24 protein-coding genes and 1 pseudogene are annotated in these 25748 nt (G+C 62.3%); 12 read left to right on the top strand and 13 right to left on the bottom strand.

Translation table 11 applies throughout. The features are described from left to right. Positions 1-34 precede the first annotated feature (34 nt). The 4 genes from ACVJ5M_RS08105 to ACVJ5M_RS08090 all read right to left on the bottom strand — a co-directional run bounded on the left by ACVJ5M_RS08105 (position 35) and on the right by ACVJ5M_RS08090 (position 4628). Positions 35-904, bottom strand: coding sequence for an alpha/beta fold hydrolase (locus ACVJ5M_RS08105; protein WP_063980883.1), 870 nt, complete (start codon positions 902-904; stop codon positions 35-37). A 187-nt stretch (positions 905-1091) separates the two neighbouring features. Next, positions 1092-1994, bottom strand: a complete 903-nt coding sequence (locus ACVJ5M_RS08100) for a helix-turn-helix transcriptional regulator (protein WP_231143842.1) — start codon at positions 1992-1994, stop codon at positions 1092-1094. A 370-nt stretch (positions 1995-2364) separates the two neighbouring features. After that, positions 2365-2979, bottom strand: coding sequence for a response regulator transcription factor (locus tag ACVJ5M_RS08095; RefSeq protein ID WP_063980882.1), 615 nt, complete (start codon positions 2977-2979; stop codon positions 2365-2367). A gap of 2 nt (positions 2980-2981) precedes the next feature. Continuing rightward, positions 2982-4628 (bottom strand): ATP-binding protein, encoded by a 1647-nt coding sequence (locus ACVJ5M_RS08090; RefSeq protein WP_063980881.1) that lies wholly within the window; start codon positions 4626-4628, stop codon positions 2982-2984. Between the two features lie 6 nt (positions 4629-4634). Between ACVJ5M_RS08090 and ACVJ5M_RS08085 the strand changes: the two are divergent. Beyond that, positions 4635-5264 (top strand): annotated as a pseudogene (locus ACVJ5M_RS08085) (TMEM175 family protein); the annotation flags it as partial. A 283-nt stretch (positions 5265-5547) separates the two neighbouring features. Here ACVJ5M_RS08085 and ACVJ5M_RS08080 read toward each other — a convergent pair. The 7 genes from ACVJ5M_RS08080 to ACVJ5M_RS08050 form a co-directional block, all read right to left on the bottom strand. Continuing rightward, positions 5548-6060 carry a YkgB family protein gene (locus ACVJ5M_RS08080; protein WP_084794953.1) on the bottom strand — a complete coding sequence of 171 codons (513 nt, stop codon included), beginning with the start codon at positions 6058-6060 and terminating at the stop codon, positions 5548-5550. A 19-nt stretch (positions 6061-6079) separates the two neighbouring features. Further along, positions 6080-6502: a hypothetical protein gene (locus tag ACVJ5M_RS08075; RefSeq protein ID WP_456679278.1), complete on the bottom strand. Its 423-nt coding sequence runs from the start codon at positions 6500-6502 to the stop codon at positions 6080-6082. Positions 6503-6505: 3 nt separating this feature from the next. Continuing rightward, a complete protein-coding gene (locus ACVJ5M_RS08070) occupies positions 6506-6766 on the bottom strand; it encodes an HWE histidine kinase domain-containing protein (RefSeq protein ID WP_456679277.1) in 261 nt (86 codons plus the stop codon). 37 nt (positions 6767-6803) lie between these two features. Further along, entirely contained in the window at positions 6804-7058 is a 255-nt protein-coding gene (locus tag ACVJ5M_RS08065) for a hypothetical protein (protein ID WP_063980878.1), read from the bottom strand. Between the two features lie 134 nt (positions 7059-7192). Further along, positions 7193-8173 carry an L-histidine N(alpha)-methyltransferase gene (egtD, locus tag ACVJ5M_RS08060; protein WP_354097739.1) on the bottom strand — a complete coding sequence of 327 codons (981 nt, stop codon included), beginning with the start codon at positions 8171-8173 and terminating at the stop codon, positions 7193-7195. Positions 8174-8229: 56 nt separating this feature from the next. After that, positions 8230-8673: a sigma-70 family RNA polymerase sigma factor gene (locus ACVJ5M_RS08055; protein ID WP_231143841.1), complete on the bottom strand. Its 444-nt coding sequence runs from the start codon at positions 8671-8673 to the stop codon at positions 8230-8232. Between the two features lie 212 nt (positions 8674-8885). Next, the gene (locus ACVJ5M_RS08050) at positions 8886-9251 is read right to left on the bottom strand and encodes a response regulator transcription factor (RefSeq protein WP_063980875.1); all 366 of its coding nucleotides are present in this window, start codon (positions 9249-9251) and stop codon (positions 8886-8888) included. Between the two features lie 476 nt (positions 9252-9727). Here ACVJ5M_RS08050 and ACVJ5M_RS08045 point away from each other — a divergent pair, with 476 nt between their 5' ends. The 4 genes from ACVJ5M_RS08045 (at position 9728) to ACVJ5M_RS08030 (ending at position 17790) form a co-directional block, all read left to right on the top strand. Beyond that, a complete protein-coding gene (locus ACVJ5M_RS08045; protein ID WP_063980874.1) occupies positions 9728-10255 on the top strand; it encodes a YkgB family protein in 528 nt (175 codons plus the stop codon). Positions 10256-10763: 508 nt separating this feature from the next. Further along, positions 10764-16283: a trifunctional serine/threonine-protein kinase/ATP-binding protein/sensor histidine kinase gene (locus tag ACVJ5M_RS08040; protein WP_063980873.1), complete on the top strand. Its 5520-nt coding sequence runs from the start codon at positions 10764-10766 to the stop codon at positions 16281-16283. 157 nt (positions 16284-16440) lie between these two features. Further along, the gene (locus tag ACVJ5M_RS08035) at positions 16441-17361 is read left to right on the top strand and encodes a DUF427 domain-containing protein (RefSeq protein ID WP_063980872.1); all 921 of its coding nucleotides are present in this window, start codon (positions 16441-16443) and stop codon (positions 17359-17361) included. A 111-nt stretch (positions 17362-17472) separates the two neighbouring features. Beyond that, a complete protein-coding gene (locus ACVJ5M_RS08030; RefSeq protein WP_231143840.1) occupies positions 17473-17790 on the top strand; it encodes a hypothetical protein in 318 nt (105 codons plus the stop codon). Between the two features lie 29 nt (positions 17791-17819). Here ACVJ5M_RS08030 and ACVJ5M_RS08025 read toward each other — a convergent pair whose 3' ends face one another. Beyond that, positions 17820-18815, bottom strand: a complete 996-nt coding sequence (locus ACVJ5M_RS08025; RefSeq protein ID WP_063980871.1) for an AraC family transcriptional regulator — start codon at positions 18813-18815, stop codon at positions 17820-17822. Between the two features lie 130 nt (positions 18816-18945). On the opposite strand from ACVJ5M_RS08025, the gene ACVJ5M_RS08020 reads away from it, so the two are divergent. Together ACVJ5M_RS08020 and ACVJ5M_RS08015 are read left to right on the top strand one after the other, a co-directional pair. Continuing rightward, on the top strand, positions 18946-19482 hold the full coding sequence (locus ACVJ5M_RS08020; protein ID WP_063980870.1) for a carboxymuconolactone decarboxylase family protein: 537 nt from the start codon (positions 18946-18948) through the stop codon (positions 19480-19482). A gap of 45 nt (positions 19483-19527) precedes the next feature. Next, positions 19528-20037 carry a YkgB family protein gene (locus ACVJ5M_RS08015; protein WP_063980869.1) on the top strand — a complete coding sequence of 170 codons (510 nt, stop codon included), beginning with the start codon at positions 19528-19530 and terminating at the stop codon, positions 20035-20037. Between the two features lie 72 nt (positions 20038-20109). On the opposite strand, the gene ACVJ5M_RS08010 is transcribed toward ACVJ5M_RS08015, so the two are convergent. Beyond that, the gene (locus ACVJ5M_RS08010) at positions 20110-21216 is read right to left on the bottom strand and encodes a LysR family transcriptional regulator (protein ID WP_456679276.1); all 1107 of its coding nucleotides are present in this window, start codon (positions 21214-21216) and stop codon (positions 20110-20112) included. On the opposite strand from ACVJ5M_RS08010, the gene ACVJ5M_RS08005 reads away from it, so the two are divergent. The 5 genes from ACVJ5M_RS08005 to ACVJ5M_RS07985 all read left to right on the top strand — a co-directional run bounded on the left by ACVJ5M_RS08005 (position 21125) and on the right by ACVJ5M_RS07985 (position 25627). Beyond that, positions 21125-22228, top strand: a complete 1104-nt coding sequence (locus tag ACVJ5M_RS08005; RefSeq protein WP_425364320.1) for an NADH:flavin oxidoreductase — start codon at positions 21125-21127, stop codon at positions 22226-22228. The genes ACVJ5M_RS08010 and ACVJ5M_RS08005 overlap by 92 nt on opposite strands. Before the next feature lie 593 nt (positions 22229-22821). After that, a complete protein-coding gene (locus ACVJ5M_RS08000; RefSeq protein ID WP_063980866.1) occupies positions 22822-23118 on the top strand; it encodes a putative quinol monooxygenase in 297 nt (98 codons plus the stop codon). 113 nt (positions 23119-23231) lie between these two features. Next, positions 23232-23957 carry an alpha/beta fold hydrolase gene (locus tag ACVJ5M_RS07995; protein WP_063980865.1) on the top strand — a complete coding sequence of 242 codons (726 nt, stop codon included), beginning with the start codon at positions 23232-23234 and terminating at the stop codon, positions 23955-23957. Between the two features lie 53 nt (positions 23958-24010). Then, positions 24011-24937, top strand: coding sequence for an MBL fold metallo-hydrolase (locus ACVJ5M_RS07990; protein ID WP_231143837.1), 927 nt, complete (start codon positions 24011-24013; stop codon positions 24935-24937). 321 nt (positions 24938-25258) lie between these two features. Beyond that, positions 25259-25627, top strand: a complete 369-nt coding sequence (locus tag ACVJ5M_RS07985) for a hypothetical protein (RefSeq protein WP_063980863.1) — start codon at positions 25259-25261, stop codon at positions 25625-25627. The last annotated feature ends 121 nt before the right edge of the window (positions 25628-25748 follow it).

Raw genomic sequence — 25748 nt, 5'->3', positions numbered from 1 at the left:
CTCCCGACGTTTCTCGCGGCGAGGGAAGCGGCGGTTACCCATTCGAATTCAGCTGGCCAAGAAAATCACCGATCGAAGCTGCGATCTCCCGCGCGTGAGTCTCGAGCGCAAAGTGCCCTGTGTCGAAGAAGCGCACTTCGGCGCCCGGCATGTCGCGCTGAAACGCCGTCGCGCCCGCCGGCAGGAAAAAGGGATCGTTCTTGCCCCAGACCGCCAGGAAGGGCGGCTTGTGCTTGCGGAAGTAGGCCTGGAATTCCGGATACATGGCGACGTTGGTCCTGTAGTCGCCGAAGAGATCGAGCTGGATCTCGTCCGCGCCTGGGCGCTCGAGATAATGGTTGTCCAGCGTGAAGCCATCAGGGGAGATCAGGGAGGTGTCAGGCACCCCGTAGGTGTATTGCCAGACCGTCGTCTCCGGCGAAAGGAATGATCGCAGCACCGCCCGATTCGCTTGCGATGCATCTTGCCAGTAAGCCCGGATCGGGCTCCAGCCATCGCTCAATCCCTCCTCATAGGCATTGCCATTCTGCGAGATGATGGAAACGATGCGCTCGGGATGCCGAAGAGCCATCCGAAAGCCCGTCGGCGCGCCATAGTCGAAGACGTAGAGCGAGAAACGGGCGAGTCCGATGACTTCTGTGAACCGTTCGATCACCTGCGCCAACGCGGCAAACGTATATGCAAAGCTTTCGCGAGCCGGCATGTCGGACTGGCCGAACCCGGGCAGATCCGGCGCCACCAGTCGGAAGCGATCCGAGAGTGCCGGGATCAACTCGCGGAACATGTGGCCGGCCGTCGGAAATCCGTGCAGCAGCAGCAAGGCGGGCGCGTCAGCCCGGCCAGCCTCCCGGTAAAATACGTTCAGTCCGTCCACGTCCGCCTTGCGGTATCGAATGCTCGTCATCTGCGGTCCCTCCCTCGACACCTGTTGCGCCCGGTGAAATCGATGTTCCGATGGCAGCCGATCCGAGGCGGTCTCACCTGGACATTTCGTGGCTCGGGGCGATCCGGTTACAGACTTCCCGGGGATTTCTGCCCGTACGAGGCTGCCTGTCGCCTGCTCTGCCCGATCTATCGTGCCTCGGATCTATTCATTCGAACCCCCTGCGATAGTCCGTAGGAGTCCAACCCGTCGCTTTGCGAAAGGCGGAGCTGAAGGAGCTCGTTTGCGCATAGCCCAGGCTGAGTGCGATGTCCGTAATCGATACCGCGCGATCCGCCAGCCGCAGCTTGGCGAACTCCATGCGTCGCTGCACCTGATACTGGTAGGCCGGGATTCCGAACGACTTCTTGAAAGCGCGGCAGAAGTGGTGAACGCTGAGCCTGACGAGCTCGGCGAGCTTGAGGAGGCAGACCTGTTCTCCCAGATGCCCCTCGACGTACTCGACCACGACACGCTTCTGCCAACCCGCGAGACCTCCACGACTGACCGCTGCCGGTTCGCGAACAACATCGTGATCAGACCTGGAAAGCTCGTGGGCGAGCACGCCGCAGAGCGCTTCGAGGTAGGGCGCGCAATTCGTCTCGGCGCTCTCGATCGCCTTCTTCAATTTGGAGGCGGTTTCCCAGACCAGCGGATCCTCGAAGTATATTCTCGGCGCGAGCCCGGCCGCGCTGTCGTCGGACTTGTGAAGCGCGGCGGGATCGAAGTAGAGGAAGGTCACCTGCGCAGACGAGGCAGTCTCATGCCATTCCCGATAGGCGCGTCCCGCCGGGACAAAGGTCAGCCTGTGCTCGGAGCCGCGCAGCTTCGACGAGCAGAGGCCATCGATGGAGGTCTCACCGCTTTTCCGCGCTCCCTCGTTGTACAACGCCAGGAGATGTCTCGACCCCTGAAAGCGAAATTCAATCCTGTTGCCGACCGGGAGGTGAACGCTCTCCGAAAACCACCAGCGCCAGCCTATCCCAAGGCGCTTCACCGGCTCGGAAGGCGTTATGCTGACCGTCGGATGAAGCGCTGCGTCGGACGGCCTAGAAGACAGCGTCTCGTCCACCGGCCGGATTGGCGAAGCGGAGACCGCCATCCGTGGCGTGCTCTCACTCGAATTTGATACGTACATCCCCATCGTCGTCGCCCTGTTCTGTGCTCCGGATGGCCGCGTCCAATCGTCAACGAATTTCTGCACGGAGGAGATGCCCTGGTCGCCTGGATACGGGCGTTGAAGCCGCAAGCTGCACGTGACGTTACCTCTCCGGTCAAGACGCGCTGCCAACGCCGGCTGACAGCACCGCACAGGGGCAACATGCTTTTCATCGCCCCCGCGGACAATCTCACGCTTGTGCTGTTCCGGCCCATACTTAGGTATGGGTCGCGTGCATTGAAGGCGCCGAGATGATTCAGCACGAGATGCCAGTCCCGAAGCTTCAGCCCTGGAGTTGGAGCGCTTCTGCCATTCGGACGAGCATTGCCGCGGTTTTTGCCCCGAGCTTCCGCATCACGCTGCCACGATGCATCTTGACTGTCGCTTCGCTGATCGAGAGCTCGCTGGCGACCTGCTTGTTCATCAGACCGGATGCCACCAGCGTCATCACTTGCCGCTCGCGCGTGGTCAGGAGTGCAAACTTCTCCTGCAACTGCGTCAGGTGCGCGCTGTCGTCGCGCCGATCGATGTCCTTTCGGATCGCGGCCGTGATCGCATCGAGAAGGTCCTGATCCCGTATCGGCTTGGTGAGAAAATCGACCGCCCCCAGCTTCATGCCTCTTACCGACATGGGAATGTCGCCAAAGGCGGTCATCAGGATCACCGGGATTCCGACATTGATTTTCGTCAGGTACTCCTGCAGCTCCAAGCCACTCGTGCCGGGCAATCTGACATCGAGCACCAGGCACGCAGGGGCATCCGACAGTTCGACCTTGAGGAAATCCGAGGCTGATCCGTACAGGGCGACCTTGTAGTGCAGGGACTCGAGCAGATCGCCAAGGGACTCGCGAACCGCGCGGTCATCGTCGACGATATGAACAACGCCGGAAGGAGGCATGTCTACCGGCTTTCCGACGTCTGAACCGCCTGGCGAAGCGGGAGAGCGAAGGTGAACTTCGCTCCGCACCTCCCGTTTTCTTCCACCCATAGCTGTCCTCCGTGGAGTTTCACTATCTTGCGGCAGATCGACAGTCCCAGACCGAGTCCCGCTCCCTTCGTCGTGTAGAGCGTCTCGAAGACCCGCTCTCTATCAGCCGGGCTGATGCCGCCCCCCGTATCCGCGATTGCCACGGAAATCATACCATCGGCGACCCCCGAAGAGAGGGCCAAAATGCGGTTCCCGTCCTCGACCCCGGCCATGGCCTCGATCGCGTTGCGCACGAGGTTGAGGGCGACCTGCTGGACCTGAACACGGTCTGCTTCGACACGCGGCGATGATCGATCGAAGTCGGTACGGACGATGACCCCGGCTCGCTCGATTTCCCTGTTCGACAGAAGCAGAACCTCCGCAACCGCATCGTTGATATCGAACTCGGCAAAATGGACCTGCGTGCCCCGCACGAGAGAGCGGACCCCGGTCACAACCTCCGCAGCTCGACGTGCCTGTCTGATGATGCGTGCGACCGATTTGCGGGCCTCCGCGGCCTGAACGGGATCCCGGGCGAGCCACCGGAGGCAAGCTTCCGCGCTCATGATCATGCCCGTCAGCGGCTGGTCGATCTCGTGAATGATCGAGCCGGCGAGCTCGCCAAGGGACGTCAGACCCGTCGCACGCGCAAGCTCGTTTCGCGCGTCGGCGAGAGCCTGCTCCGCCGCCTTCCGTTGCGAGACATCCGTGATGATGCCTTCCAGCTCGAGGTCTCCCGTGGGCCCCTCATCGAATTGCCCAACGGCGACGACATGCAACGTCTTGCCGTCCCGGTGGATCACGCGGTACTCGTGGGTGAATGGCGACTTCGTGCTGATCGCCTCGGTGAGGTCTTGCTCCAGCGCGGGATAATCCTCGGGATGGACCCGGCTCCTGAACACCTCGAAGGGCACGGGGTTCACGTCCAGGTCGATATCCAGGATGCGGTAACATTCGCGCGATCCGCGCGAGAGCAGGGTCCGCGTGTTCCAGCGATAGCTGCCCATCCCGCCGATCTGCTGCCCTCTGACCATCCACATATTGGTCTCGCGCAGCGCCTCGAACAGGCGGACGGATTCGAATGAGACGGCGGCCTGATTGGCCAGCATGGATGTCACCCAGACGCATCGCGGCGTGAAGATCTCCGCATCTCCATCCGCTTCGAGATAGAGAACGCCGATCGCCCAGTGCTGGTGAATCAACGGCAGGCACAGCTGCGCTATCTTTCCAGACGGCGGGTTCGCGGGATCGATCAGTGCGGAGCTCTCCGCGCCGGCTTGCCTCACGACCGTTTGCTTTCGATCGAGCACCTCTTCGGCAAGGTCGCTCGGCAGGCGGAATTCGGCGTGCGGCGGGAAGGAGGCAAGGAAGTTCGCCCTCTCGCGCGGGAAGCTCGCATCGGCCTTGGCAAGCAGCTCTCTTTGCCCGCTGAGCAGGATCGCCCCCCGACTGGCCCCGGAGTAGCTCAGCGCCTCCATGAGGAGAGCCTTGGCCAATCCCTGATAGCTGATTTCTCTCGAGATAATCTGAAACGCCTTTGCGACCAGATCGAGTTCGTGCGTCTCGTTATCAAGCCTCATACTGAGATGTCTCGTCGTGAAAATCATTTCCAGACGTCTCGACGCATCACCCCGCCGCTTGCGTATCGAGGGGTGGGACGAGAGCGCGTCAGTACGCCGCAACATGTAACGGGACTTGCGAACGTTGCCAAGTTTGGTCGCGAGAGCCGCGGTTCACGAGCCCGCGCCGTGCACGTCGTTGCGCATTGCCCCGATTTTTTTCGAAGCAGCTGTAACCGATGCGACGTTTGCTCCGAATGTCTACGAAAGTGCGGAGCAGCGGCAGTGCGCCCCGCTGGCCGTCGGCATGACTCGCCTGCTGTTCAGGCCCGATCGGGGCGTCGAGACACTGCCGCGCAGGCCTGCATCGGCAAGGAAACAGGAATGATGACCGCGGACTCTCCGAAGACAAAACGCCTGAATGCCCTCTCGGACGCGGTTTTTGCAGTCGTTATTACAATTCTCGCCCTGGACCTGCGCCCGCCGCACGCTCCGAGCCTCAATGCTCTGTTCGAACTCTGGCCGACCGTCATCGGCTACGCAGTCAGCTATCTCTTCATCGCCATCGTCTGGGTGAACCATCACCATCTTCTGCACTATGCCAGCGCGGCGACGCCCCGATTGATCTGGGGAAACTTCGCTCATCTGTTTTCCGTATCGCTGCTGCCGTTCTCGACAGCCTGGATCGCGAGCTCAAAGCTGGCGCCGCTGCCCGTCACCGTCTACGCCGGCGTATTCGCCCTGGTGAACGCGACCTATCTGCTGCTGTGCTGGGAAGCCGTCGACCGGCCGGCGATCGAGGCGATCCCGGACAAGGCGCGCATGATGATGCGGATGCGATCCTTGACCACCCTGTTCGGCTTCCTCGCCGCGGCGGCCGTCTCGTTGCACTATCCCATTCTCGCGCTGGCCATGATCTGCATCTGCCTTGCCATGTATCTCAAGCCTCAGGTCTCAGGACACGGGCCGCATCTTGCTTCAGCAGATACAACGATACCGCAAGCAGCACGACATCCTTCATCAGGAACGGAACGTTACCCGTCATCGCCGGAAAGCCGCCTGCAGCAGCGTCCCAACCGTCCGGCATAAACGGAATGATCGTGACTGTTGCGATGAAGGTACCGGTCGATCCAAGGGCGCCCAGAATGCCGAGCCGCTTGCTCCAGAAGCCCGCGAATATCAAAGCACCAAAGGTCCATTCGGCGACGCCGAGGAACCAGCTGGCGCCTTGATGGCCGAACGCGGGATAGAGCCACCAGATCAGCGGACCGTTGCTGATGAAGGGGTCCAGGCGGTCCGCCTCGTACGCCCACCATTTCTGGTAGCCGAAGAAGAAGAACAGGATCACCATCGACGCCCGGACGATGTGGTAATCGAGGTCTCCCGCAAGCAGCCCCGATATCGGCAGCCTGCTTGCGAACGATTTGCGCTGGGCTCTCGCCAATGTACTCATGGTGCCGATCCTCCTGATCCTAACTGACAGGCCCTTGCGCGGTCAGCGCCTGACCGAGATCGATCAGAAGCCGGCAGACAAGGCCGTCGGGTGCGAAGTCGAGATCGACCTGCGCGCCCGGCAGGGCCCTTGCGATCAGTTGCGTGCCAAAGCCCTTGCGTACTGGCTTGGTCACAATCGGTCCGCCGCGCTCGCGCCACTGGATCGCAAGACCTTGTCCGCCGAGATAGGGCGGGCTTTCCCAGATCACCTCGACGGCTCCTGCCGTCGATGTCAGCGCGCCGTACTTGCTCGCGTTGGTAACCAGCTCGTGAATGATGACGTGCAGCGCCAAGGCGATGTGCGGCTCCAGTGTGAGGTCCGGCCCCGCGAGCAGAATGCGGCCTCTGTGAAACATCGCGTGCGGCTTGAGCGTTCGCTCCAGCATCGCCGCGAGAGACACGCGCTACTCTCCCGCGGATTCGATCATCCTGTAGGCGTCGGACAGGGTCGCGATCCGTGCCGAGAGCGCCTCGCGAAAATCGGCGGTCGTATTCGCATCGGTGTTGTTCACGAAGCACAGAACGATGCTGAGGATATTGCGCATGCGATGCTGCAATTCCCTGACGACAAGCTCGAGCTCGTCATCCCGGATCGGGGCGATCCGCTCAAAGTGCGCGCACCCGCTTCCGCCGTCGTGGAACGAACCGGTGACAGTGTGCCTCATGTGCAGACCTATCGCTGTTTGCTGAACCGGATTTCGATCAACATCCGCGGCAGATTTTCAGCTTCTTGTCGAGATCTGCGTCCAGACCTTCCAGTTTCCGGTTGAAGTCGGTAATGCGCTTCTGCAACGCATCCTCGGCGACTGAATTCGGCATGAATTCATTGCCGCGCGGCTGCACCTGGACGGTCTCAGCCGGGCTCGGCGCTTTCGGCGACGGCGCCGGGAGCGGATCTGCCAGGGCGGTTAGAGGAATGGCGGCGAAGCTCAGGATGAGGGATGAACGGAGTTGCATGGTCGCGCCTCAACGCAGTTGATTGCCGTGATGACGCGCACATTATGCAGCATGTGTACGAGCCTCGCTGTTCGTGGATTGCGCCGATTGAGGCGATATTGTTGGAAATGATTCCGTCTGCGCCCCGATTCATCCTAGGGTGCCGCCGGCGCGGGCCTTTGCTCCGCGAGAATGACCGAGAAGAGCCCGCTGTCGTCAGTCCAATCGGCGACGGGATGCCATCCGCCGGCCTGCAGCAGGACGAAGGCATCCCTCCGCCCGTATTTGAGGCTGTTCTCCGTGTGGATGGTCTCGCCCTTCGACAACGAGAAGACGCGACCGTCGACCTCGAAGCGGACGTCGCGCGTGGCTTCCAGATGCATCTCGATACGCGCCTCCGCATCATTCCAGCGCGCCAAATGGCGAAACGCGCCCAGGGGAATCGAGCCGCCCAGCTCGCGGTTGATCCGGTGCAAGAGGTTGAGATTGAATGCGGCCGTCAGCCCTTGCGCGTCGTCATATGCTGGCAGCAGAACATCCTGATCCTTGATACGGTCGATGCCGATCAGCAGCATCGATCCGGCACCCAGGGTCACCGCCATCGCCCGCAACAGGTCGACCGCCACAGGCACAGTGAGGTTTCCGATCGTCGACCCCGGAAAGAAGCCGAGGCGCGCAGTCGAGGCAATCTCGTCCGGCAGCGCAAAGGGATAGGTGAAATCGGCCTCGGTTGGATAGATCGGCAGTCCCGGGAATGCATGCGACAAGCCTACCGCAACCTCCCGGAGGAATTCGCCCGAGATGTCGATCGGCACATAGGCAGAAGGCTCCGTCTCTGCCAGCAACAGTCGCGTCTTTGCCGACGAGCCTGAGCCGAATTCTATGACTGCGCGGCCCGGCCCCGCGAGCGCGGCGATTTCCGATGCTGCGGACGCAAGGATCGATCGCTCGGTTCGTGTCGGGTAGTATTCGGGCAGCAGCGTGATGGCTTCAAACAGAGCCGATCCGCGGCGGTCATAAAGCCATCTCGCCGGAATTGCCTTTGGCGCGAGGCTCAGCCCTTCCATGATGTCATAGCGGAACGCCGCCGTCAGGTCGGCCACCGTAGATCGCATTTCGTTCTGGAGTTGAAGCAATTTCGGCTTTCCTTCGCACGACGTCTCGGTCGGCCCGGCCCGCGGCCGCAATGACGTCAGGATACCAATGTGGACAATTTCTTCAGGCCGCGATGGATATTGATCTTGACCAGGGCCGCCGACTGTCCGGTCGCACCGGCCGCTCGCGCGATGCTCAGACCATTAAGCTTCACGAGGCGGATCACGGTCTCTTGCGCAGGCTTCAATCGGCCAAGCAGCTGGTCCAGCGCAGCAGCGCTGATCGCGGCACCTTCGTGATCCTCGATTGCGATGTCTTCGTCGAGCGCGAGCGCGCTGTAGCGAGACGCATCGCGCACGCGATCGACCCATTTGTAGCGGGCAATCGCCGTAACCCAGGCGCCGAAGGGCTTCGAGGCCGCGAACGTGTGGCGTTTCGCGTGAATGGCCAGGAGCACCTCCTGCCTCGCATCGTCGGCGGCGGGATAGGGAAGCCGGCGCGCGTAGTAAGCCCGAAGCCACAGATCCAGCTCCCGCAGCAATCGCTCATATGCGTCTCCATCCCCTGCTCGCGCCGCAAGCAGAAGCCGGCCCCATCGCTCCGAACAATCGTTCCATCTCTCCCAACGGGCCGCCCTCCGGCGATCATGTCGCGGCGAATCCATATCCCCCCGGGGGCGTGCACGCCCCGGATCGTCGCCGCCAGACGATTGCGTCGCCATAGAGGACGTGATGTCGTCAGCCGAGAGCGCTTTCATCTTCGAAGGCTCCTGTCGAGACACTCAAGCAGCGCGCTCGTTTCGAACGGCTTTCTGAGAAGGCAGAATGCGCCGATCGAGGCCGCTTCGGCGTCCAGCTGCTTGTGAGGAAGCGCGGTAATGAGAATCACCGGCGCTCCGACCTTCTGCTGCTGGAGCTCGCGAACGAGGTTGAGCCCACCCATTCCAGGCATGTGAACGTCGGCAATGATGCAGTCGAAGCTGAACCGGCCGGCGTAGCTCAGCAGCGCTTCGGCCCTGTCAAACGGCTCGGAGCGGTAGCCGATCGATCGCATCAGATCCACCAAAGACAGGCACAGGGCCTCGTCGTCATCGACGACACCTACGTAAGGGACCTTCACCTGACTTACCCTCGCAAGACGCGATCATCATCGAAACGCGATCGCAACACGGGCGATTGAAGCGCAAGCCGCTCTCCAGTTGACCAGGCGGCTGCTGTCGTGACGTTCGATGCTTGTTCGCGAGAGGCACATGTTCGGTCTCCCCAACTGAGGAAAATCCAGTAGCTGCGCCAGGATCGGTTGCGCATGTCGGCCTCGAGCATGCGTTCGGTGGGTGCCTCCGACAATCTCGCGATTGTGATGCACAGACCCATACTTTGGTATGGGTTTGCGGCGCCAAGAGCGAGCCACCGAGGGCGACGCGATGTCAGGCCACGCCGATCCCGGTCGCCTGCGGCCGAACAGCGCAAGTTTGAGAAATGCACGATAACCCGCGCACAGCGCGCCCTTCGAAGCTTGGCTACCGTTCAGATCGCGACAGACGTCGACGCCGCCCTTGGCGCCAATCCGCGACCTCGAGGATGAGACGACATCAGATGGACCATCTCATAAAGAAGCTGTCCGAGCTCGATCTGGTCAGAGGCGATTTTGACTACCATGTCACGCGTGTGGCGATGATCGTCGTCTTCTTCGTCTTCAGCTGCCAGAAATGGTTCGACTACGAAGCGCACGCGTTGATTCCGTTCATCAGCAATGGTCCGCTGATCTTCTGGCTGTATCCGGTGTTTGGCGTGCGCGGCGCGGCCTACTTCCTGGGTTCAGCGGAATTGTTGTTTGGATTGCTTCTTCTGCTCGGCTTCTGGAGCAGAAGAGTGGCGATTTTGGGATCGCTGGGTTCATGCGCGACCTATGTCGCCACCGTGACGATCATTCCGTTTTTCCCCGATGCCTGGCCCGCGCCGGCCGGCGGATTTCCTGCGGCCACGTTGCCGTTCCTCTTCCTCATGAAGGATGTCGTACTGCTTGCGGCTTCCGTCTATCTGCTCAAGCGTGACCTCCTCCGGGCAGCAGCCGACGTGTCACCGGCTCAGAACGGGATTGTTCGACAGGAAGCGATGCAATAGTGCCGGTTGGCACTGGAAGAGCAGGATCAGCGTGCCGGGCCGCCCGATGAACGCAGCTTCCCAGCCGGCCGCCACGGCGCTACGCGTATCCCAGGCGTGGCAGGCGATCATGCAGAGCTGCGAGGGGACGCCAAGTTCATTCTCCATTTGAGCGTAGGTTTGCGGCGACGGCTTACAGATCTTGAAACTGTCCTCGCTGAATGACCTTTCGAAGAATCCCGCAATTCCCCCACGCTCAAAGCTGGAGGGTCTGAACTTCAGCCAGGTTATTCGCAGAGTGAACAGCCTGAAGCCAGCAGCGCGGAGCCGTCTTCCAGTTCACCGTGCCGATCGATGACGGCTTTGCGGTTGGTTGAGCCACGCCCCGAAATCCGAATGTGGCTCATGCCATGGCTCCGATCCCGGCTATTGTTGGGGATTGGCGTTGGGAGTACGTTCCCGGACGGGACAGGTGAGCACCTTTCCCTCCTTTTCAATCGACTGGCCGGCTAGTTCCGGAGTCCGGCAGATGCACGTATCCTCGCGGGTATCCACGAACGGCAATGCCGGTCTCAAAGCGTCATGGGACGACGGCGAGCGCGTCTTTTGTCGCGAATGGCGCCGGGGCGCCGATGGCGATGTCAACAGTGTCCTGACCGTAAGGGCGGCGACGGAACATCCGCCGGCCGCGGTCCTCGACCGGCTCGCCCATGAATACGCCTTGCGCGACGAGCTCGATGGGACCTGGGCCGTACGGCCGCTGGAGCTGATTCGCGACGGTGGTCGAACCTTGCTGATATTGGAAGATCCCGGCAGCGAGCCGCTCGAGCAGTTGCTCGGCGCGCCGATGAAGCTGGACCATTTCTTGCGATTGGCTCTCGGCATCACCACCGCCGTCGACCAGCTGCATCGGCAGGGCCTGGTCCACAAGGATTTGAAGCCGGCCAATCTTCTGGTGACCGGGGCAGACGAGGTCAGGATCACCGGATTCGGCCTCGCATCTCGCCTGCCGCGCGAGCGACAGCAGCTCGAACCACCGGAGACCATGGCGGGCACGCTGGCCTACATGGCGCCCGAGCAGACCGGCCGCATGAATCGGTCCGTCGATTCCCGCAGCGATCTGTACGCAATCGGCGTGACGTTCTACCGGATGCTGACGGGCGCACTGCCGTTCACCGCGGCCAGTCCGATGGAATGGGTGCACAGCCACATCGCGAGACGTGCCGTTCCGCCCGCCGAACGAGTCAATGGCGTGCCTTATGCCGTGTCGGCGATCATCATGAAGCTCCTCGCCAAGACGGCCGAGGACCGCTACCAGACCGCAGCCGGTCTCAAGAGCGACCTGGAACGGTCACTCGCCGAATGGGAAGCGCAGGGACGAATCGATGATTTCGTCCTGGCCCAAACCGATACACCGAACCGCCTGCTGATTCCCGAACGGCTCTACGGCAGGGAGCACGAGATCGAGGCGTTGCTCACCTCGTTCGATCGCGTCACCCGGAGCGGCACGCCCGAGTTGATCCTGGTGTCCGGCCCCTCCGGTATCGGCAAGTCCGCTTTCGTCGACGAAATGCACAAGGCCTTGGTCCCGTTGGGAGGGTTCTTCGCCTCCGGCAAGTTCGATCAGCACAAGCGCGATATGCCTTACGCGACGCTCGCGCATGCGCTCCAAGGCCTTATCCGAGGCCTCCTCGCCAAGAGCGATGCCGATCTGGCACCCTGGCGTAACGCACTGCACGAAGCGCTGGGCCAGCTCGGTCAGCTGATGGTGGATCTCGTACCGGAGCTGCGGCTGGTGATCGGGGATCAACCGCCTGTCCCGGAGGCTCCCCCGCAAGACGCACAGCGACGCTTCCAACTCGTCGTTCGACGCTTCATTGGCATCTTCGCCAAACCTCACCATCCGCTCGTGCTTTTCTTCGACGACCTGCAGTGGCTCGACGTGGCCACACTTGATCTGATCGCGTTTCTTCTGAACAGATCCGACCTGCAAAATCTGCTTCTCATCGCCGCCTTTCGACGCAAGGATGTCGACGTCAAACATCCGCTGGCACAACGGCTCGTCGAAATTCGCGCCTCCCGTAAACGGGTGCGGGAAATCGACCTGGCACCCCTCACCCGCGCTGCCGTCGAGGAACTCACCGCGGATGCACTTCACTGCGAGCCGGCATACGCCATGCCCCTGGCGCAGCTGATATACGAGAAGACGAACGGGAATCCGTTCTTTCTCACGCAGTTTCTGCGGGCACTGGCCGAAGAAAACCTACTGACCTTCGATCATGACAAGCGACAGTGGCGCTGGGATCTCGAACGCATCAAGGAAAAAAGCTACGCCGAAAACGTCGCGCGCCTCATGGTCGGCAAGCTGAGCGGTTTGCGCGACGAGACACGTCGGGCCCTGCTGGAGCTGGCCTGCCTGGGCAACAGCGCCGAGATCGCAACGCTCTGCCTCGTGCACGGAGCATCGGAGCAGACGCTGCACGCGGATCTGCGAGACGCGACGCGTCTCGAACTGGTCCGACGCCTCAAGAGCTCTTACGCGTTCGTCCACGATCGCGTGCAAGAGGCCGCTTATGCGCTTCAACCGGACCAGGACAGGCGAACGGCCCTGCACCTTCGGATCGGTCTGGTCCTGGCAGCGCAGCTGACGCCCGACGAAACCAACGAGCGCGTCTATATCGTTGCCAACCAGCTGAACCGCGGCATCGCCGCTCTGACCAACGGCGCTGAACGCGAACAGGTCATTGCCGTCAATCTCGCCGCGGGCCGGCGCGCGCGAAATGCAACGGCCTACCACGCGGCGGCAACCTACCTTGAAATCGCCCGCGAACTGCTCGGGGAGGAAGGGCATCCGCGGTGCAGCCGGGACGCCTTCGCGATCGGCCTGCTCCACGCCGAATGCAAATTCCTGCTCGGCGAGCTGAACACGGCGGAAGCGGAATTGACGGTCCTGTCGCAGAGCTGTTCGGACATTCAGGCGAGCGCCGAGGTCGCCAGACTCCAGGCGCAGCTATACACCACCGCGGGACAGCTCGAGCGCGCGGTCGACGTTTGCCTCGCATTTTTGCGCAGAACCGGGATTGACTGGTCTCCTCATCCCAGCCGCAGCGAGGTGGACGAGGATCGGCGACGCCTGCGGAGCTTGACCGAAAAGCTGTCCGACGAGCAGCTTCATGCGCTACCGCCGATGACCGATCCGGATCATCGTGCGACCATGGGCGTCCTGGCCGACCTCCTCACGCCTGCGTTTCTCACCGATCGCAACCTCTCCGACACCATGCTCTTGGAGGCCACTCGACTGACGCTCCAGCACGGGACCAGCCCTGAAGCGTGCTACCCGCTGACCGCCATATTCGGCGTGCTCGCGAGCAATTCAACCGATGCTGAACTTGGATTCCGGCTATCGCAATTTGGCGCAGCCCTTGCTGACAGGCAGCCGCAGACAGGGCTGAGCGGCCGGGCGCTTTTGGTATTCGGCCTTCACGTGACCCCATGGATTCTCCCGATCCGATCGGGACGGCCGTTCATTCGGCGCGCTCTTGCGATCTGCTTGACGACCGGAGATCTGGCATTCGCGGCGTATTCGCATCGCGGACTGATATCGGTGGATCTCTTCTGCGGCGATCCGCTCACGGACGTCTGCTCGCGCGCCGAGCGGTCCCTGGCATTCGCCGAGGGTCTGGGCGTCCGATTGGCTGCGGAGGGCCTCATCAGGCAACGAGATCTGGCGCAGAGCCTTATGGGGCGCGATGGCCGGAATGACTTCGAGAGCCCCGCGGCGCTTCAGCCCTCGGATGCGAGCGAACCGATAAGCGCCTTCTTCTACTACGCGACGCAAATTCAGATCGAAGTCATTGCCGGACGTGACGATGTCGCGATTGCCCTCGCCGCACGCGCAGAAGCGCTCTCATGGTGCGTCCGCTCTTATTCGGATTTCACCGAATACCGGTTCTACACGGCACTCGCTCATGCCGGGGCTTATCACGCATCACGCCCCGAGGATCGCGAGCGGCGCCTCGGCGACCTCCGGGAACACCACCGCAAGCTGACAGTCTGGTCCAACCGCTGCCCCGCGAATTACGCTGCCCGGCAGAAGCTCGTCGCGGCGGAACTTGCGCGCATCGAAGGCCGCGAACTCGAGGCGGAACAGCTCTACGAGGAATCGATCCGATTGGCGCAAGAATCCGGATTCGCGCAGATCGAGGCGATCGCTGCGGAACGCGCAGCAGGGTTCTACGAGGCGCGCGGCATTCGAACGGTTGTCTTGTCCTACCTGACAAAAGCGCGCGATTGCTACGCGCGCTGGGGCGCCGAGGCGAAGGTGAGCCAGCTCGAGAAACTCCATCCGAACCTGCGGGAGAGAGGATCCGCGCTCAGCGCCGCAGGGACGATCGGAGCACCTGTCGAGCAGCTGGACCTTGCGACGGTTCTCAAGGTGTCGGAGGCTGTTTCAGGCGAGATCGTGCTGGAGAAGCTCACGGAGACCCTGCTTCGTTCGGCCATCGAGCACGCGGGTGCGGAACGTGGCGTGCTGATTTTACCGAGGGGTTCCGAGCTGAGAATTCGGGCGGACGCGGTGACAGGCGGCGGTTTGATCGCTCTCGATCTCGCCGATTCACCGATCTCCGCCGCTGAAGTCCCGATGTCGATCGTCCTTTACACGGCTCGCACCCAGGAAAGCGTCGTGCTCGACGATGCCTCGACGAGCAGCGCGTTCGGCGGCGACGAATACATCCAGAAGAAGCACGTCCGATCAGCCTTGTGCGTGCCGCTCGTCAAGCAAGGCAGGGCGGTGGCATTTCTGTATCTGGAGAACAATCTCGCCTCGCGCGTCTTCACACCCGCCCGGATCGCGATCCTCAAGTTTCTCGCATCCGAGGCTGCGACCTCGCTCGACAATGCCCGTCTGTACCGGGAGCTTCAGGAGCGGGAGTCGCGGATCCGCCGGCTGGTCGAGGCCAACATCATCGGGATCTTCATCTTCGATCACACCCCCGACATCCTCGATGCCAACGACGCGTTCCTGAAGACCATGGGATATGATCGCGAGGATCTCGCCGCGGGCCGGTTGCGCTGGGCAGATCTGACGCCGCCCGAATGGCAGGAGCGCACCGACCGCGCCCGGGCCGAATTGAAGGCGACGCGGGTTGTCCACCCGTTCGAAAAGGCGTTCTTCCGCAAGGACGGCAGCCGGGTGCCGGTGCTGACCGGCGGAGCCTTGTTCGACGACGAGCAGGAGCAAGGCGTTGCCTTCGTGCTGGATCTCAGCGAGCGCAAGCGCGCCGAAACCGAGGCACGCGAGAACGAGCAGCGTTACCGCGTGGCTCAGATGGAGCTGGCCCACGCCAACCGCGTGGCGGTGATGGGACAGCTGACGGCGTCGATCGCCCACGAGGTCAATCAGCCGAACACCGCCGTCATCGCCAGCGCGCAAGCGGCCTTGAGCTGGCTCGATCACCAACCACCGGCACTGGAGCAGACGCGCAGGGCGCTGACACGCGCCATCGAGAACGGCATCCGCTCCAGCGAGGTCATTGAGCGAATCCGGGATCTCGTCAAAAAATCACCGCCCAAACGGGATTCCCTGGCGATCAACAGCGTCATCGGCCAAGTCATCGAACTCACGCAGGCTGAAGCAGCGCGGCACGATGTGTCGATCCAGACGATATTCGCCGATCGTCTGCCCAAGGTCATCGGGGATCGCGTCGAGCTGCAGCAGGTCACGCTCAACCTGATCCTGAACGCCATCGAGGCCATGAGCGAGACAACGGGGGGCAAGCGCGAGCTGTTGATCCAGACCGCGAGAGCAGATGCCGAGAGCATACGCGTATCGATCACGGATTCGGGACCGGGCTTGTCTGCGGAGAGCCTCGCGCGGCTGTTCGAACCCTTCTACACGACCAAATCGGGCGGCCTCGGTGTCGGACTGTCGATATGCCGTTCGATCATCGTGGCGCATGGCGGCAGGCTCTGGGCGACCGCAAACGAACCGCGCGGCGCCGTCTTCCAGTTCACTGTTCCGATCGATGACGGCTTTACGGTTGGTTGAATCATCTCGGCTGGCGTCATCACGCCGCAAAATTGGTGGGATGACCTGTAACCAAGGCCGGGCCGCGGACGAAATATAGCCATCGGATCGCGCCGGCGAAGCCAAGCACGGGCCGGAACAGATCCGCCATCGACGGCGTGCTGCAGGGAGAGATCAATTGGGACTGTCCTGGCAACAAGGCCCGCTTTCAACGGGAGCAATCGGCCGCTTTCTCGTCCCCGAGCCGCTGCCCAAGCGACTCCTGTACGTCGAACCGTTACGCCGCCGCATCCGCGTGCGCTTTGGGGGAAGCTGGATCGCCGATAGCGAGCGGGTGCTCCTGCTTTTCGAACCGGGCCGTTATCCCGTCGCCTATTTCCCGGAGGCCGATGTTTCCCCACATGTGCTGGAACCCACCGAGCACATCACTCAACACGCCGATCTTGGGCCGACGTCCTGGTACAGCGTTCGGGTCGACGAGCAACACATCGCGGCGCGCGGAGCATGGCGGCACACCGACCTGCCCGCCCATGCAGGCGATTTGCAGGGTCTGATCGCTTTTGCCTGGCGGGCCATGGATGCCTTCTACGAGGAAGACGAACGCATCGTGGGCCATGCCGCCGATCCCTATCACCGCATCGACATCCGCCAGACCTCTCGTAACCTGGTGGTCAACCACCAGGGCCAGGTCATAGCCGATACAAGGCGGCCGCTGGTCCTTTATGAGTCCGGCTTTGCACCGCGTTGGTATGTTCCTCGTGCCGACATCGATGAGTCTGCCCTCACTCCGGTCAAGCTCCAGACCTTCTGCCCGTACAAGGGCCTCTGCAGCTATTACTCCATCGGAGACGCGCGCCAGGCGGCATGGTCGTATCCCGACGCCTATCCCGAAGTCCGGCGCATCTCCAGTTTTGTATCGTTCGAGCCGGACATCGTGACGGTCCATCTCGATGGCACGCAGCTGCGTCTCGAACCCGGCCAATTAGTGGTTCCACACGGCCCCGATCGTAATCTTGACATCGCCGAGGTGGTCGCCGAGCCAACGCCTGGTGGCCAGCCCGCTGAAGCTGCAACCAGTCCCCTCCATCGACGCTCGTGAGACGAACGAGCATATCTTCGAGATCGCGCAGCATTCAGCCTTTCGCGTCCACGACTATTGTGGCCCTCAACGGAGCCGCTCATCCCGAGCCTCCGCTACGGGAGCGCCACAATGTCCCATCGTTCGAACCAGACACGCTCGATCCGCTCCACTTTTGCGGGCCTTCTCCTGATCGGCCTGCTGTCGCCCGCACATGCTTCCGACCGGAACAGCTCTCGCGACGTCCTCCCCGATCTGCCGTCGCGGGCCGCCGCGCGTTTCGCCTCGGTCGAGCCGACGTCGCGCCTGCCCTGGCTCGCTCCGGTCGGCCACCGTCAGCCGAGCCGGGCCGACGCGCCTCAATCAGATGCCCTGTCGGCCTGGGAGCGCGAGCAGCAGCAGCGCGATCAGATGCTGGATCGCAAGCTCATCATCTGCCGCGGATGTTGAGCTAGCCCGGCCACCTCACGCGCGCCGGCCTAGGCATTCTCGACACCCGATGCCGCCTCGGCGCTCTTCGCCAGCTCCAGCTCGTCAATCGTCGCAGGCGACTGCGCAGCCTTTCGCCATTGCGCGGGAGTGATGCCCATGTGGCTCTTGAAAGCCCGCTGGAATGCCGCCTCGGACAGATATCCGACCGCTTCAGCCACCGCTCCGGTCGAGAGCGAGGATTTCCTCAGTTCGTTCGTTGCCAGCGTCATGCGGATGTCGGTCAGCAGCTCGCTCGGCGAACGTCCGACCTTCTCCTGGAATTGACGGGCGAGTGTCGCACGCGACATGTTGGCGAGCTGCGCGAGCTCGGGCAGCGTCCATGCGCGCGCGGGCGCATTGAACATGGCCGCGACGACCGGCGCGAGGCGCGGGTGACCTGCGAGCGCAAGCAGCCCGCGTGGCGCGTCCCCGGTCTCGCTGGCGAGGCGCAGTACGAGCGCGAACATCGCCGTCGACAACGCGTTCAGCATCGCGCGGCCACCCAGCTGATCGTCTGCGGTCTCGCCGCGCATCAAGGCAACGAGGCCTGCGAGCTGCCCCGCCGTATCCCGCTCTCCGGCCTGCGCGCCGGCCCTCACGATCAGCACCGGCGGCAGATAGTTGCGCAGCAGCCGGTCGTGCGGCGGGGCGATCGAAAAATGTCCGCACAGCAGATCGAGCCGCGCGTCCGAGCCGGGATTCTCGCTGATCGTGAAGTTGAGTGAGGCGCGGTTGCGGGCCTTCAGCGGCGCAGCTCCGCTGCCGTCGTGCATCACGTGCCGGGGGTTGCGCGGCAGCAGCAGAATGTCGCCGGCCTCCAGTAGCAACGGCCGGCCTCCCGCCGGATCGTCCAGCACCGCCGAGCCTGCGAGCACCGCATGGTACGGGATCTCGTTGACCTCGCCCGGCCCCTGCTCGATCCGCCAGGGCGCGCCGTAGGAGCAGCGCAGGTCCAGACGGCCGCGCACCGGCATCATCTCGAACAGCCGGCTCAGCCAATCCATCGTATTCCTCTCTCGGTATGTCATTTGAGACGATTGAGCATATATACAGGCATATCAAGCATTCAACATCTCATGCCACGACCCTACTGTCACTCCGCAATCGTTCACCACCCCAACACGGAGTGCCATCATGTCCCGACTTTCCGTCCCGAACCTCGAAACTGACGCCGGCCCCTCCGGCCAGGTCTATGCCCAGATCAAGAAGGCGATCGGCAGCGTGCCGAACACCTTTGCGGCCATCGCCGCCCATGGCCCCGCTGCGCTCAAGGCCGTGCTCGCTGCCGACACTGTGCTCGCCTCCGGCGGACTGACCAAGTCCGACAAGGAGATCATCAAGCTCGTCATCAGCGAAGCCGCCGGCTGTGACTATTGTGTCGCCGCCCACAGCCATCTCGCAAAGCTCGTCGGCCTGGCGCCGGAGATTGTGAAGCAGATCCGCGATGGCCGGCCCACCGGTGATGCCCAGCGCGATGCGCTGGTCGCTTTCGTCGACAAGCTTGCGCGCACCAGCGGCACCGTCAGCCACAAGGATTTCGTCGCGATTAAGGCCGCCGGCTACAGCGACGCGCAGCTCGTCGACATCAGCCTCGCCTTTGCCACCACCGTGTTCACCAACGTCTTCAACCGCATCAACGATACCGAGATCGACTTCCCGGCGGTCGCCTAACGCGACGGCCGCCACGTCGCTCATCTCACATCAGGGATCACGACCATGACCACGCTTGCCAACACCCACACCGCCCAAAATCCTCTCGTCCGCGCCCTGCAGGGATCCGGCCTGCTCGCGGAAGATCTCGACTACCATGTCGTCCGCGCCTCGATGGTGATCATGTTCTTCTTCTTCGGTTACCAGAAGTGGTTTCCGTACGAGTTCGAACGGTTGGTCCCGTTCATCAGCAACGGCCCGTTGATCTGGTGGCTCTATCCCGTGTTCGGCCATGCCGGCGCCAGCTATTTCCTCGGCGTTTCTGAATGGACCTTCGGCGCGCTGCTGCTCTCGGGCTTCTGGAGCCACCGGCTTGGTGTGCTCGGCGCCCTCGGCTCGACCGGCACCTTCATCGCGACCGTCACCATCATTCCCTTCATGCCGGAGGGCTGGGACGTCGCCGCGGGAGGCTTCCCCGCGATGACGGGCAACGTGCCCTTCCTGATGAAGGACGTCGTGCTGCTCGCGGTCTCCTTCTATCTGCTAAGGCAGGATCTGGTTCGCCTGACGCGGTAACAGGTGGCATTCTGCCCAGCGACGCGTCGCCGGCGAGCTTTCCCGCTCGCCGGCGATTGCACGTCGCGACGATCACGGCAGTGTGCCCGCAAGCAGCCGTTTTCGCAGAGCATCAATGAACGCTCTTACCCGGACGGGCATTTGCGCGCGAGTCAGGAAAACCGCCCATATCCCAAGCTCAACCGGCGCGGCATCCGCCAGAACGATGCGCTTCAACTCTCCGCGTTCAATCTGCTCGTAAACATCCCAATAGGTCATCATGGCGACCCCCACGCCCGCAAGACAAGCCGCTCGAACAGCGTCGACTGTGCTGGCCGACAGCGGGCCGGCGATCCGGATCTGCTCCAATTCGCCTCCACGTACGAACGGCCAGGTCTCCATCGCATGAAGCTTGATGCAGGGGTGGCTCACCAGATCGCCCAGCGTTGCCGGCTCGCCGAAGCGAGCGATATAGGCTGGCGATGCGCAGAGGATGTAGGGATTGTCGGCGAGTCTTGTCGCGATCATGTCGGAAGGCTTCATCGGCGCCACGCGGATCGCAACGTCGAGACCCACCGAAGCGATGTCGACGCGATCGTCGCTCAGGACAAGATTGACCCGAAGCGCCGGGTTGTCCGCGATCAGCTTGGCCACGACGGGTACGATGACCGCATGGCCGATGACGTTCGGCGCGGTGACCTTGAGCACACCTGAGAGCCCCGAGCCGGCGGACGACACGGACTCGAATGCTGAATCGCGGGCGGCTATCAGGGCGGCGGCGTGAGGCAAAAAGGCCTCGCCCTCAGGGGTGAGCGATAGCGAGCGCGTCGTCCGATGAAACAGGCGTGCGCCCAGCTCGGCTTCGAGCGCTGCGAGCCTTCGACTGACCAACATTGGCGTCGTGCCCATCTCTCGCGCCGCAGCGGACAGGCTGCCGGCGGTCACGATGCTGCGAAACAGGGCCACATCCGCGAAATCCATTTTATAACGATAATTGATAAAGTGCTTAGCTTCCAGCCGGGCTTCTGTCGGCTCACGGCGAGATTTAAATCGATCTCCAGCAAGGGAGGCCACTCCCGAAGGTAAAGGCTCTGGAGATTCAAAAATGATGGACAGCGAAGCGAAGGCGCTTTTCACGCCGATCGATATAAACGGCCGTACCGCGAAGAACCGTCTTGCTGTTGCGCCAATGACGCGCATCACGGCGACCCAGGACGGCCGGGCCACCGAAACCATGACGCGATACTACGAGCGGTTCGCGCGAGGCGGGTTTGGAACGATCATCACCGAAGGCATCTACACAGACCAGGCGTTCTCGCAGGGCTACGTCCATCAGCCCGGCATGACCGACGAAGTGCAGGCCATGGCCTGGAAGCCGGTCGTCAACGGCATCAAGTCGCACGGAGCGGTGGCCATTGCCCAGATGATGCATGCGGGAGCGATCAGTCAAGGCAATCGCTTTCGCGACAGCACGGTGGGCCCGTCTGCCATTCAGCCAAAGGGCGAGCAGATGACATTCTATCACGGAAAGGACCGCTACGTACTGCCGGCAGCCATCACGGAAGAGCAGATCGCCGACGCCATCGCCGGCTTCGCGGGCTCGGCTGCGCGAGCGATCCAGGTCGCCGGGTTCGACGCCATCGAGATTCACGGCGCCAACGGCTACTTGCTCGACCAGTTCCTGACCGACTACGCCAACAGCAGAACCGATCGCTGGGGCGGCGCCACGGAGAACCGCGTGCGGCTAATCGTGGAAACCTTCAAGGCGGTGCGCGCGAAGGTCGGGAGCGCGGTGCCGGTCGGCGTCCGTATCTCGCAAGGCAAGGTGAACGACTATCATCACAAATGGGCGGGTGCGGAGCGTGACGCCGAAATCATCTTCGGCAGCCTCGGCGATGCCGGCGCCGACTTCGTCCATGTGACCGAGTTTGAGGCGTGGAAGCCTGCTTTCGCCGAGGACGGCCCGTCATTGATGCGCCTCGCCAAGCGCTACGCCCCCAAAGCGACGATTTTCGCCAATGGCAGCCTGCACAACATCGAGCAGGCGGTGGCTGCGCTCGACGATGGCGCCGATGTCGTCACGATAGGCCGCGGGGCCTTGGCGAACCCCGACCTGCCCAAGCGTCTGTTGGACCGCAGCTCTCTGGATGAATTTGACCCTGCGATCCTCGGCCCCATCGCCGACATCAAGGACACCGAACTGATGATGTGAGCGCGTCCCGCGACGTCGATGCCGAGGGCCGACGCTCTGAAGATCGTGCACGCATCGAAAGGAACGATCATGACGGACGCGATCTCCGATGCCTCGGTGGCGTTGTCGCTCATGCTGGAAGCATTGCGCATGCTCGATGGGCCCGAGCATTCGAAGGCTGCGGCCCACCTTCGAGCGGCCATCGAGCAGCTATCGCCTCACACCGCGCAACACTTGCTTCCACCTCTCGGTAAGGCTCCGAGCAGGTCCTAAGTCGTCGTCGGGGGTGTGACCGCAACGATCTCATCATCGCTTCGGCACCGCTCATCTCACCGCACGACCCGTGAAGACGGCAAGGCCGTGATGGTCGAGACCACCGGTGATTTCATAAAAAGACTTCTGATACAGTTCTTATGAATTTTCAAATTCATTCTGGATGACGACTCGCTATCGAAAATATGACTTGCACCAAGTATCTGAAATTACGCGGCTATATTATTTTCTTCGATCACGACAAAGCGAACCAATCCCACGCGTTCTTTGATGTGTTTTTATAAAAACGCATTTTATATAGAGACGCACAATAGTCGGATGCAACCGAAAGGATCAATGGCATGGCCAAGTTCGCCTTCTTCGTCGAGTTGAAAGCCAATCGGGGCAAGGAAGCGGAAGTCGAAGCTTTCCTGAAGCAGGGCGCCGCGATGGCGAAGGCAGAGGCCGGAATAGCGGCGTGGTACGGGCTCAAGGAAGAGGAGCCGGGACGCTACGGAATCATCGACACGTTCAATGACGAAGTTGGACGAGACGCGCATTTGAACGGCGAACTTGCAAAGGCGCTGTTCGCGAAGGCAGGCGAGCTGTTTTCCGAAGCTCCCAAGGTGCACCGGCTTCACGTCATCGCCCAGAAATAGAGCGTCTTACCGAGGCTCTTCGTTGCAAGGCAGATGATGAGCTTGGGCGACGCGACTTAACGAACACTTCAGCGAAGCGACCTCCCCCTAATTCTCCTGAAAAAGGACTCACGATGAACCAGGAATCGCCCAAGCCCACTGTCGTCCTTGTGCACGGGGCCTTCGAAGACGCGTCGATCTGGAATGGAGTGATTGAGAGGCTGCAGCGCGACGGCTACCCGGTCGTCGCCTTCGGCAATCCGCTGCTGGGCCCGGCAATCGACACCGCGTACCTGCGCAGCCTGTTGGACAAGATCCAGGGGCCCGTGATCCTGGCGGCCCACTCCTATGGCGGGGCCGTCATCACGCAGGCCGGGGACGACCCCAAGGTCAAGGGCCTTGTCTACGCGGCCTCCATCATGCCCGCGGTCGGAGAGGCCGCAACCCATTTGCTCGAACGGTACCCCGGCAGCACATTCCCCACGTCCGTCGAGCCGACCACTTACACCCTGCCCGACGGTACCAGCGGCACGTATCTCCTCTACCAGCCCGACAAGTTTCACAGCAACGTTGCCGCCGACGTGCCCGCGAGCGTGGCCGCCCTGATGCTCGCCGGCCAACGCCCCATGAACCTGGCGGCCCTAACCGAACCGCTGACATCCGCGGCATGGACGAGCAAGCCGAGCTGGCAAGTCAGGCCGCTGCAGGATCGCGCCATTCCGGTCGATGAATACAAGTTCGAAGCCGATCGCGCCCACTCCACCGTCATCGAGGTGAACGCTTCGCACGCCGTCCCCGTCTCCAACCCTGAAGTCGTGGCCGACGCAATCGAACAGGCCGCCCGCGCAGCAGCGAAGTAACGGCGTCCGCAAAGGGCGGTTGTCTGGCATCATTCAAACAGGAGGCCCATCCGATGACGCAGGACGGTGAGCAAGAAGCAGCGCCGCCCTGGGATGCGGCTCGGGTGAACCTCACATCGAACGAACTGGCCCCCGGCGTTTTCGCGGTCATGCCTGACGACGTGTTCGAGAAAGACCACGTCGCCACCACGGCCGGCTTCGTGATCGGCGAACGCAGCGTACTCGTCGTCGAGTCAATGCTGAATGGCGATCTCGCCTCGCAGCTTATCGGGCTCGTACGGCAAGTGACGTCGAAGCCGATCCGCTTCCTCGTCAACACCAGCTATCATGGCGACCACGCCTACGGGAATTACCTGTTTCCCGACAGCACTGTCGTGATTCAGCATCCGGCGACCAAGCGCTACATGGAAGAAAGCTTCGAGGACGATCGCCGTTTCATGATCAGCCTCATGGGTAAGGGGAAGGGCATCGAACGCGTGCAGGCACGCGCCGCTGACATCACCGTCCCCGACATGATCAGCGTCGATCTGGGCAGCCGCATCGTCGAGGTCCGTCACTTTGGGTTCGCGCAGACGCCAGGCGATTTGGTCATATGGGCGCCAGACGCGAAGGTGCTTTGGGTCGGTAACATGATCCAAGCACCGTCTCCGGCGCTTCCGTGGCTCCTCGAAGGGCGGCACAAGGAGACGATGACGACCCTTGCGCGCGTGCGCGACTTCCTGCCGGAAGACGCAACCATCATTCCAGGCCACGGCCGGCCGATGCGTCCCGCGGACATCGAATTCCCGCTTCGCTATCTTCGCGAGCTCGACAGCGCCGTGCGCACGGCGATCGCAGAAGGTCGATCGATCGAGGCCACGCTCGAGGCGGTCGCCATGGCGCACTACGGCGAGTACAGCCTGTTCGATTGGGCGCACAACTCCGTCAACGTGCCCGCCGCCTTCCGCCACCTGCAAGAGCCGGGTGGCGGAGTGGCCTAGAGGAAGATGCATCGGGGTCGACCGCGAGCCTGGAGCATCTCGTCGCGTTCGCAACCCTATCGATGTAGCTGATGTTACATCGATTTTTCGTTCGCATCGCCGGGAGAACGTCGATGCCGCCGACGTGTGAATGCAGCAGCGATCGAAGCGCTTGCTGTGCGCGTCACCTCATTGCCGGCTCGCAAGGCAACCCCTTTCGCTGATAGACACAGGGTCGGAGGCAGCTTTCGCCATGGAGCAGTTCGACTCGGTCCGAATCTTCCGGACCGCACGTCGGAAAGCGACTGCGGATTGGTCGGTGCAAGGAAGTCTGCCCCCGTTGTGGTCTTCGTCCTTTGGGCGATCAATTTGCGGGAGCGACCCTTGGCGAAAGGGTTACAGGAAGGGGAAATCAAGCAGGAGCTGCAAAATGGCGGGCACCTGCGCAATGTCCTCATCATCACCAAGACGATCGAGGGTATGGCGGAGCACCTGGCCTATGTTCGGCCGAGCTGGCGACGCGAATTCCTGCCGCTGCGAACCTGGGGCGACAAGGAAGATCGTACCTACAAGGATCTGGATCGGCTGCTCGTGCTTCTCCGCGACGACTTCGGCTATCGGGGCTTCATTGGGCTCTACATGGATGGTGATCCCGATCTCGTGCGCTATCGGGCGCTTTCGGAAAGCGAAGAGGCCGACGACAAGCCGTAAAGCTCGGATCCGACGGCACCGCTGGCTCACTGCGTGGCTCGCGGTGACATCAGGACTCTCACCCGCAGAATAAAAATGGCTCGCTTGATGCGAGCCATTTTCTCATCGGGACCGGTAAAGT

The organism is Bradyrhizobium sp. S3.7.6, from assembly GCF_054061875.1.
The sequence above is the reverse complement of the archived record's forward strand: the minus strand, read 5'-3'. Positions and strand labels throughout refer to the sequence as shown.

What these genes read in the sequence shown, in the direction of transcription:
- ACVJ5M_RS08105 (WP_063980883.1), bottom strand. Translation starts at nt 904, where the DNA reads ATGACGAGCATTCGATACCGCAAGGCGGACGTGGACGGACTGAACGTA.
- ACVJ5M_RS08095 (WP_063980882.1), bottom strand. Translation starts at nt 2,979, where the DNA reads ATGCCTCCTTCCGGCGTTGTTCATATCGTCGACGATGACCGCGCGGTT.
- ACVJ5M_RS08090 (WP_063980881.1), bottom strand. Translation starts at nt 4,628, where the DNA reads ATGAGGCTTGATAACGAGACGCACGAACTCGATCTGGTCGCAAAGGCG.
- ACVJ5M_RS08080 (WP_084794953.1), bottom strand. Translation starts at nt 6,060, where the DNA reads ATGAGTACATTGGCGAGAGCCCAGCGCAAATCGTTCGCAAGCAGGCTG.
- ACVJ5M_RS08070 (WP_456679277.1), bottom strand. Translation starts at nt 6,766, where the DNA reads ATGAGGCACACTGTCACCGGTTCGTTCCACGACGGCGGAAGCGGGTGC.
- ACVJ5M_RS08065 (WP_063980878.1), bottom strand. Translation starts at nt 7,058, where the DNA reads ATGCAACTCCGTTCATCCCTCATCCTGAGCTTCGCCGCCATTCCTCTA.
- ACVJ5M_RS08045 (WP_063980874.1), top strand. Translation starts at nt 9,728, where the DNA reads ATGGACCATCTCATAAAGAAGCTGTCCGAGCTCGATCTGGTCAGAGGC.
- ACVJ5M_RS08040 (WP_063980873.1), top strand. Translation starts at nt 10,764, where the DNA reads ATGCACGTATCCTCGCGGGTATCCACGAACGGCAATGCCGGTCTCAAA.
- ACVJ5M_RS08030 (WP_231143840.1), top strand. Translation starts at nt 17,473, where the DNA reads ATGTCCCATCGTTCGAACCAGACACGCTCGATCCGCTCCACTTTTGCG.
- ACVJ5M_RS08025 (WP_063980871.1), bottom strand. Translation starts at nt 18,815, where the DNA reads ATGGATTGGCTGAGCCGGCTGTTCGAGATGATGCCGGTGCGCGGCCGT.
- ACVJ5M_RS08020 (WP_063980870.1), top strand. Translation starts at nt 18,946, where the DNA reads ATGTCCCGACTTTCCGTCCCGAACCTCGAAACTGACGCCGGCCCCTCC.
- ACVJ5M_RS08015 (WP_063980869.1), top strand. Translation starts at nt 19,528, where the DNA reads ATGACCACGCTTGCCAACACCCACACCGCCCAAAATCCTCTCGTCCGC.
- ACVJ5M_RS08005 (WP_425364320.1), top strand. Translation starts at nt 21,125, where the DNA reads ATGGACAGCGAAGCGAAGGCGCTTTTCACGCCGATCGATATAAACGGC.
- ACVJ5M_RS08010 (WP_456679276.1), bottom strand. Translation starts at nt 21,216, where the DNA reads ATGCGCGTCATTGGCGCAACAGCAAGACGGTTCTTCGCGGTACGGCCG.
- ACVJ5M_RS08000 (WP_063980866.1), top strand. Translation starts at nt 22,822, where the DNA reads ATGGCCAAGTTCGCCTTCTTCGTCGAGTTGAAAGCCAATCGGGGCAAG.
- ACVJ5M_RS07995 (WP_063980865.1), top strand. Translation starts at nt 23,232, where the DNA reads ATGAACCAGGAATCGCCCAAGCCCACTGTCGTCCTTGTGCACGGGGCC.
- ACVJ5M_RS07990 (WP_231143837.1), top strand. Translation starts at nt 24,011, where the DNA reads ATGACGCAGGACGGTGAGCAAGAAGCAGCGCCGCCCTGGGATGCGGCT.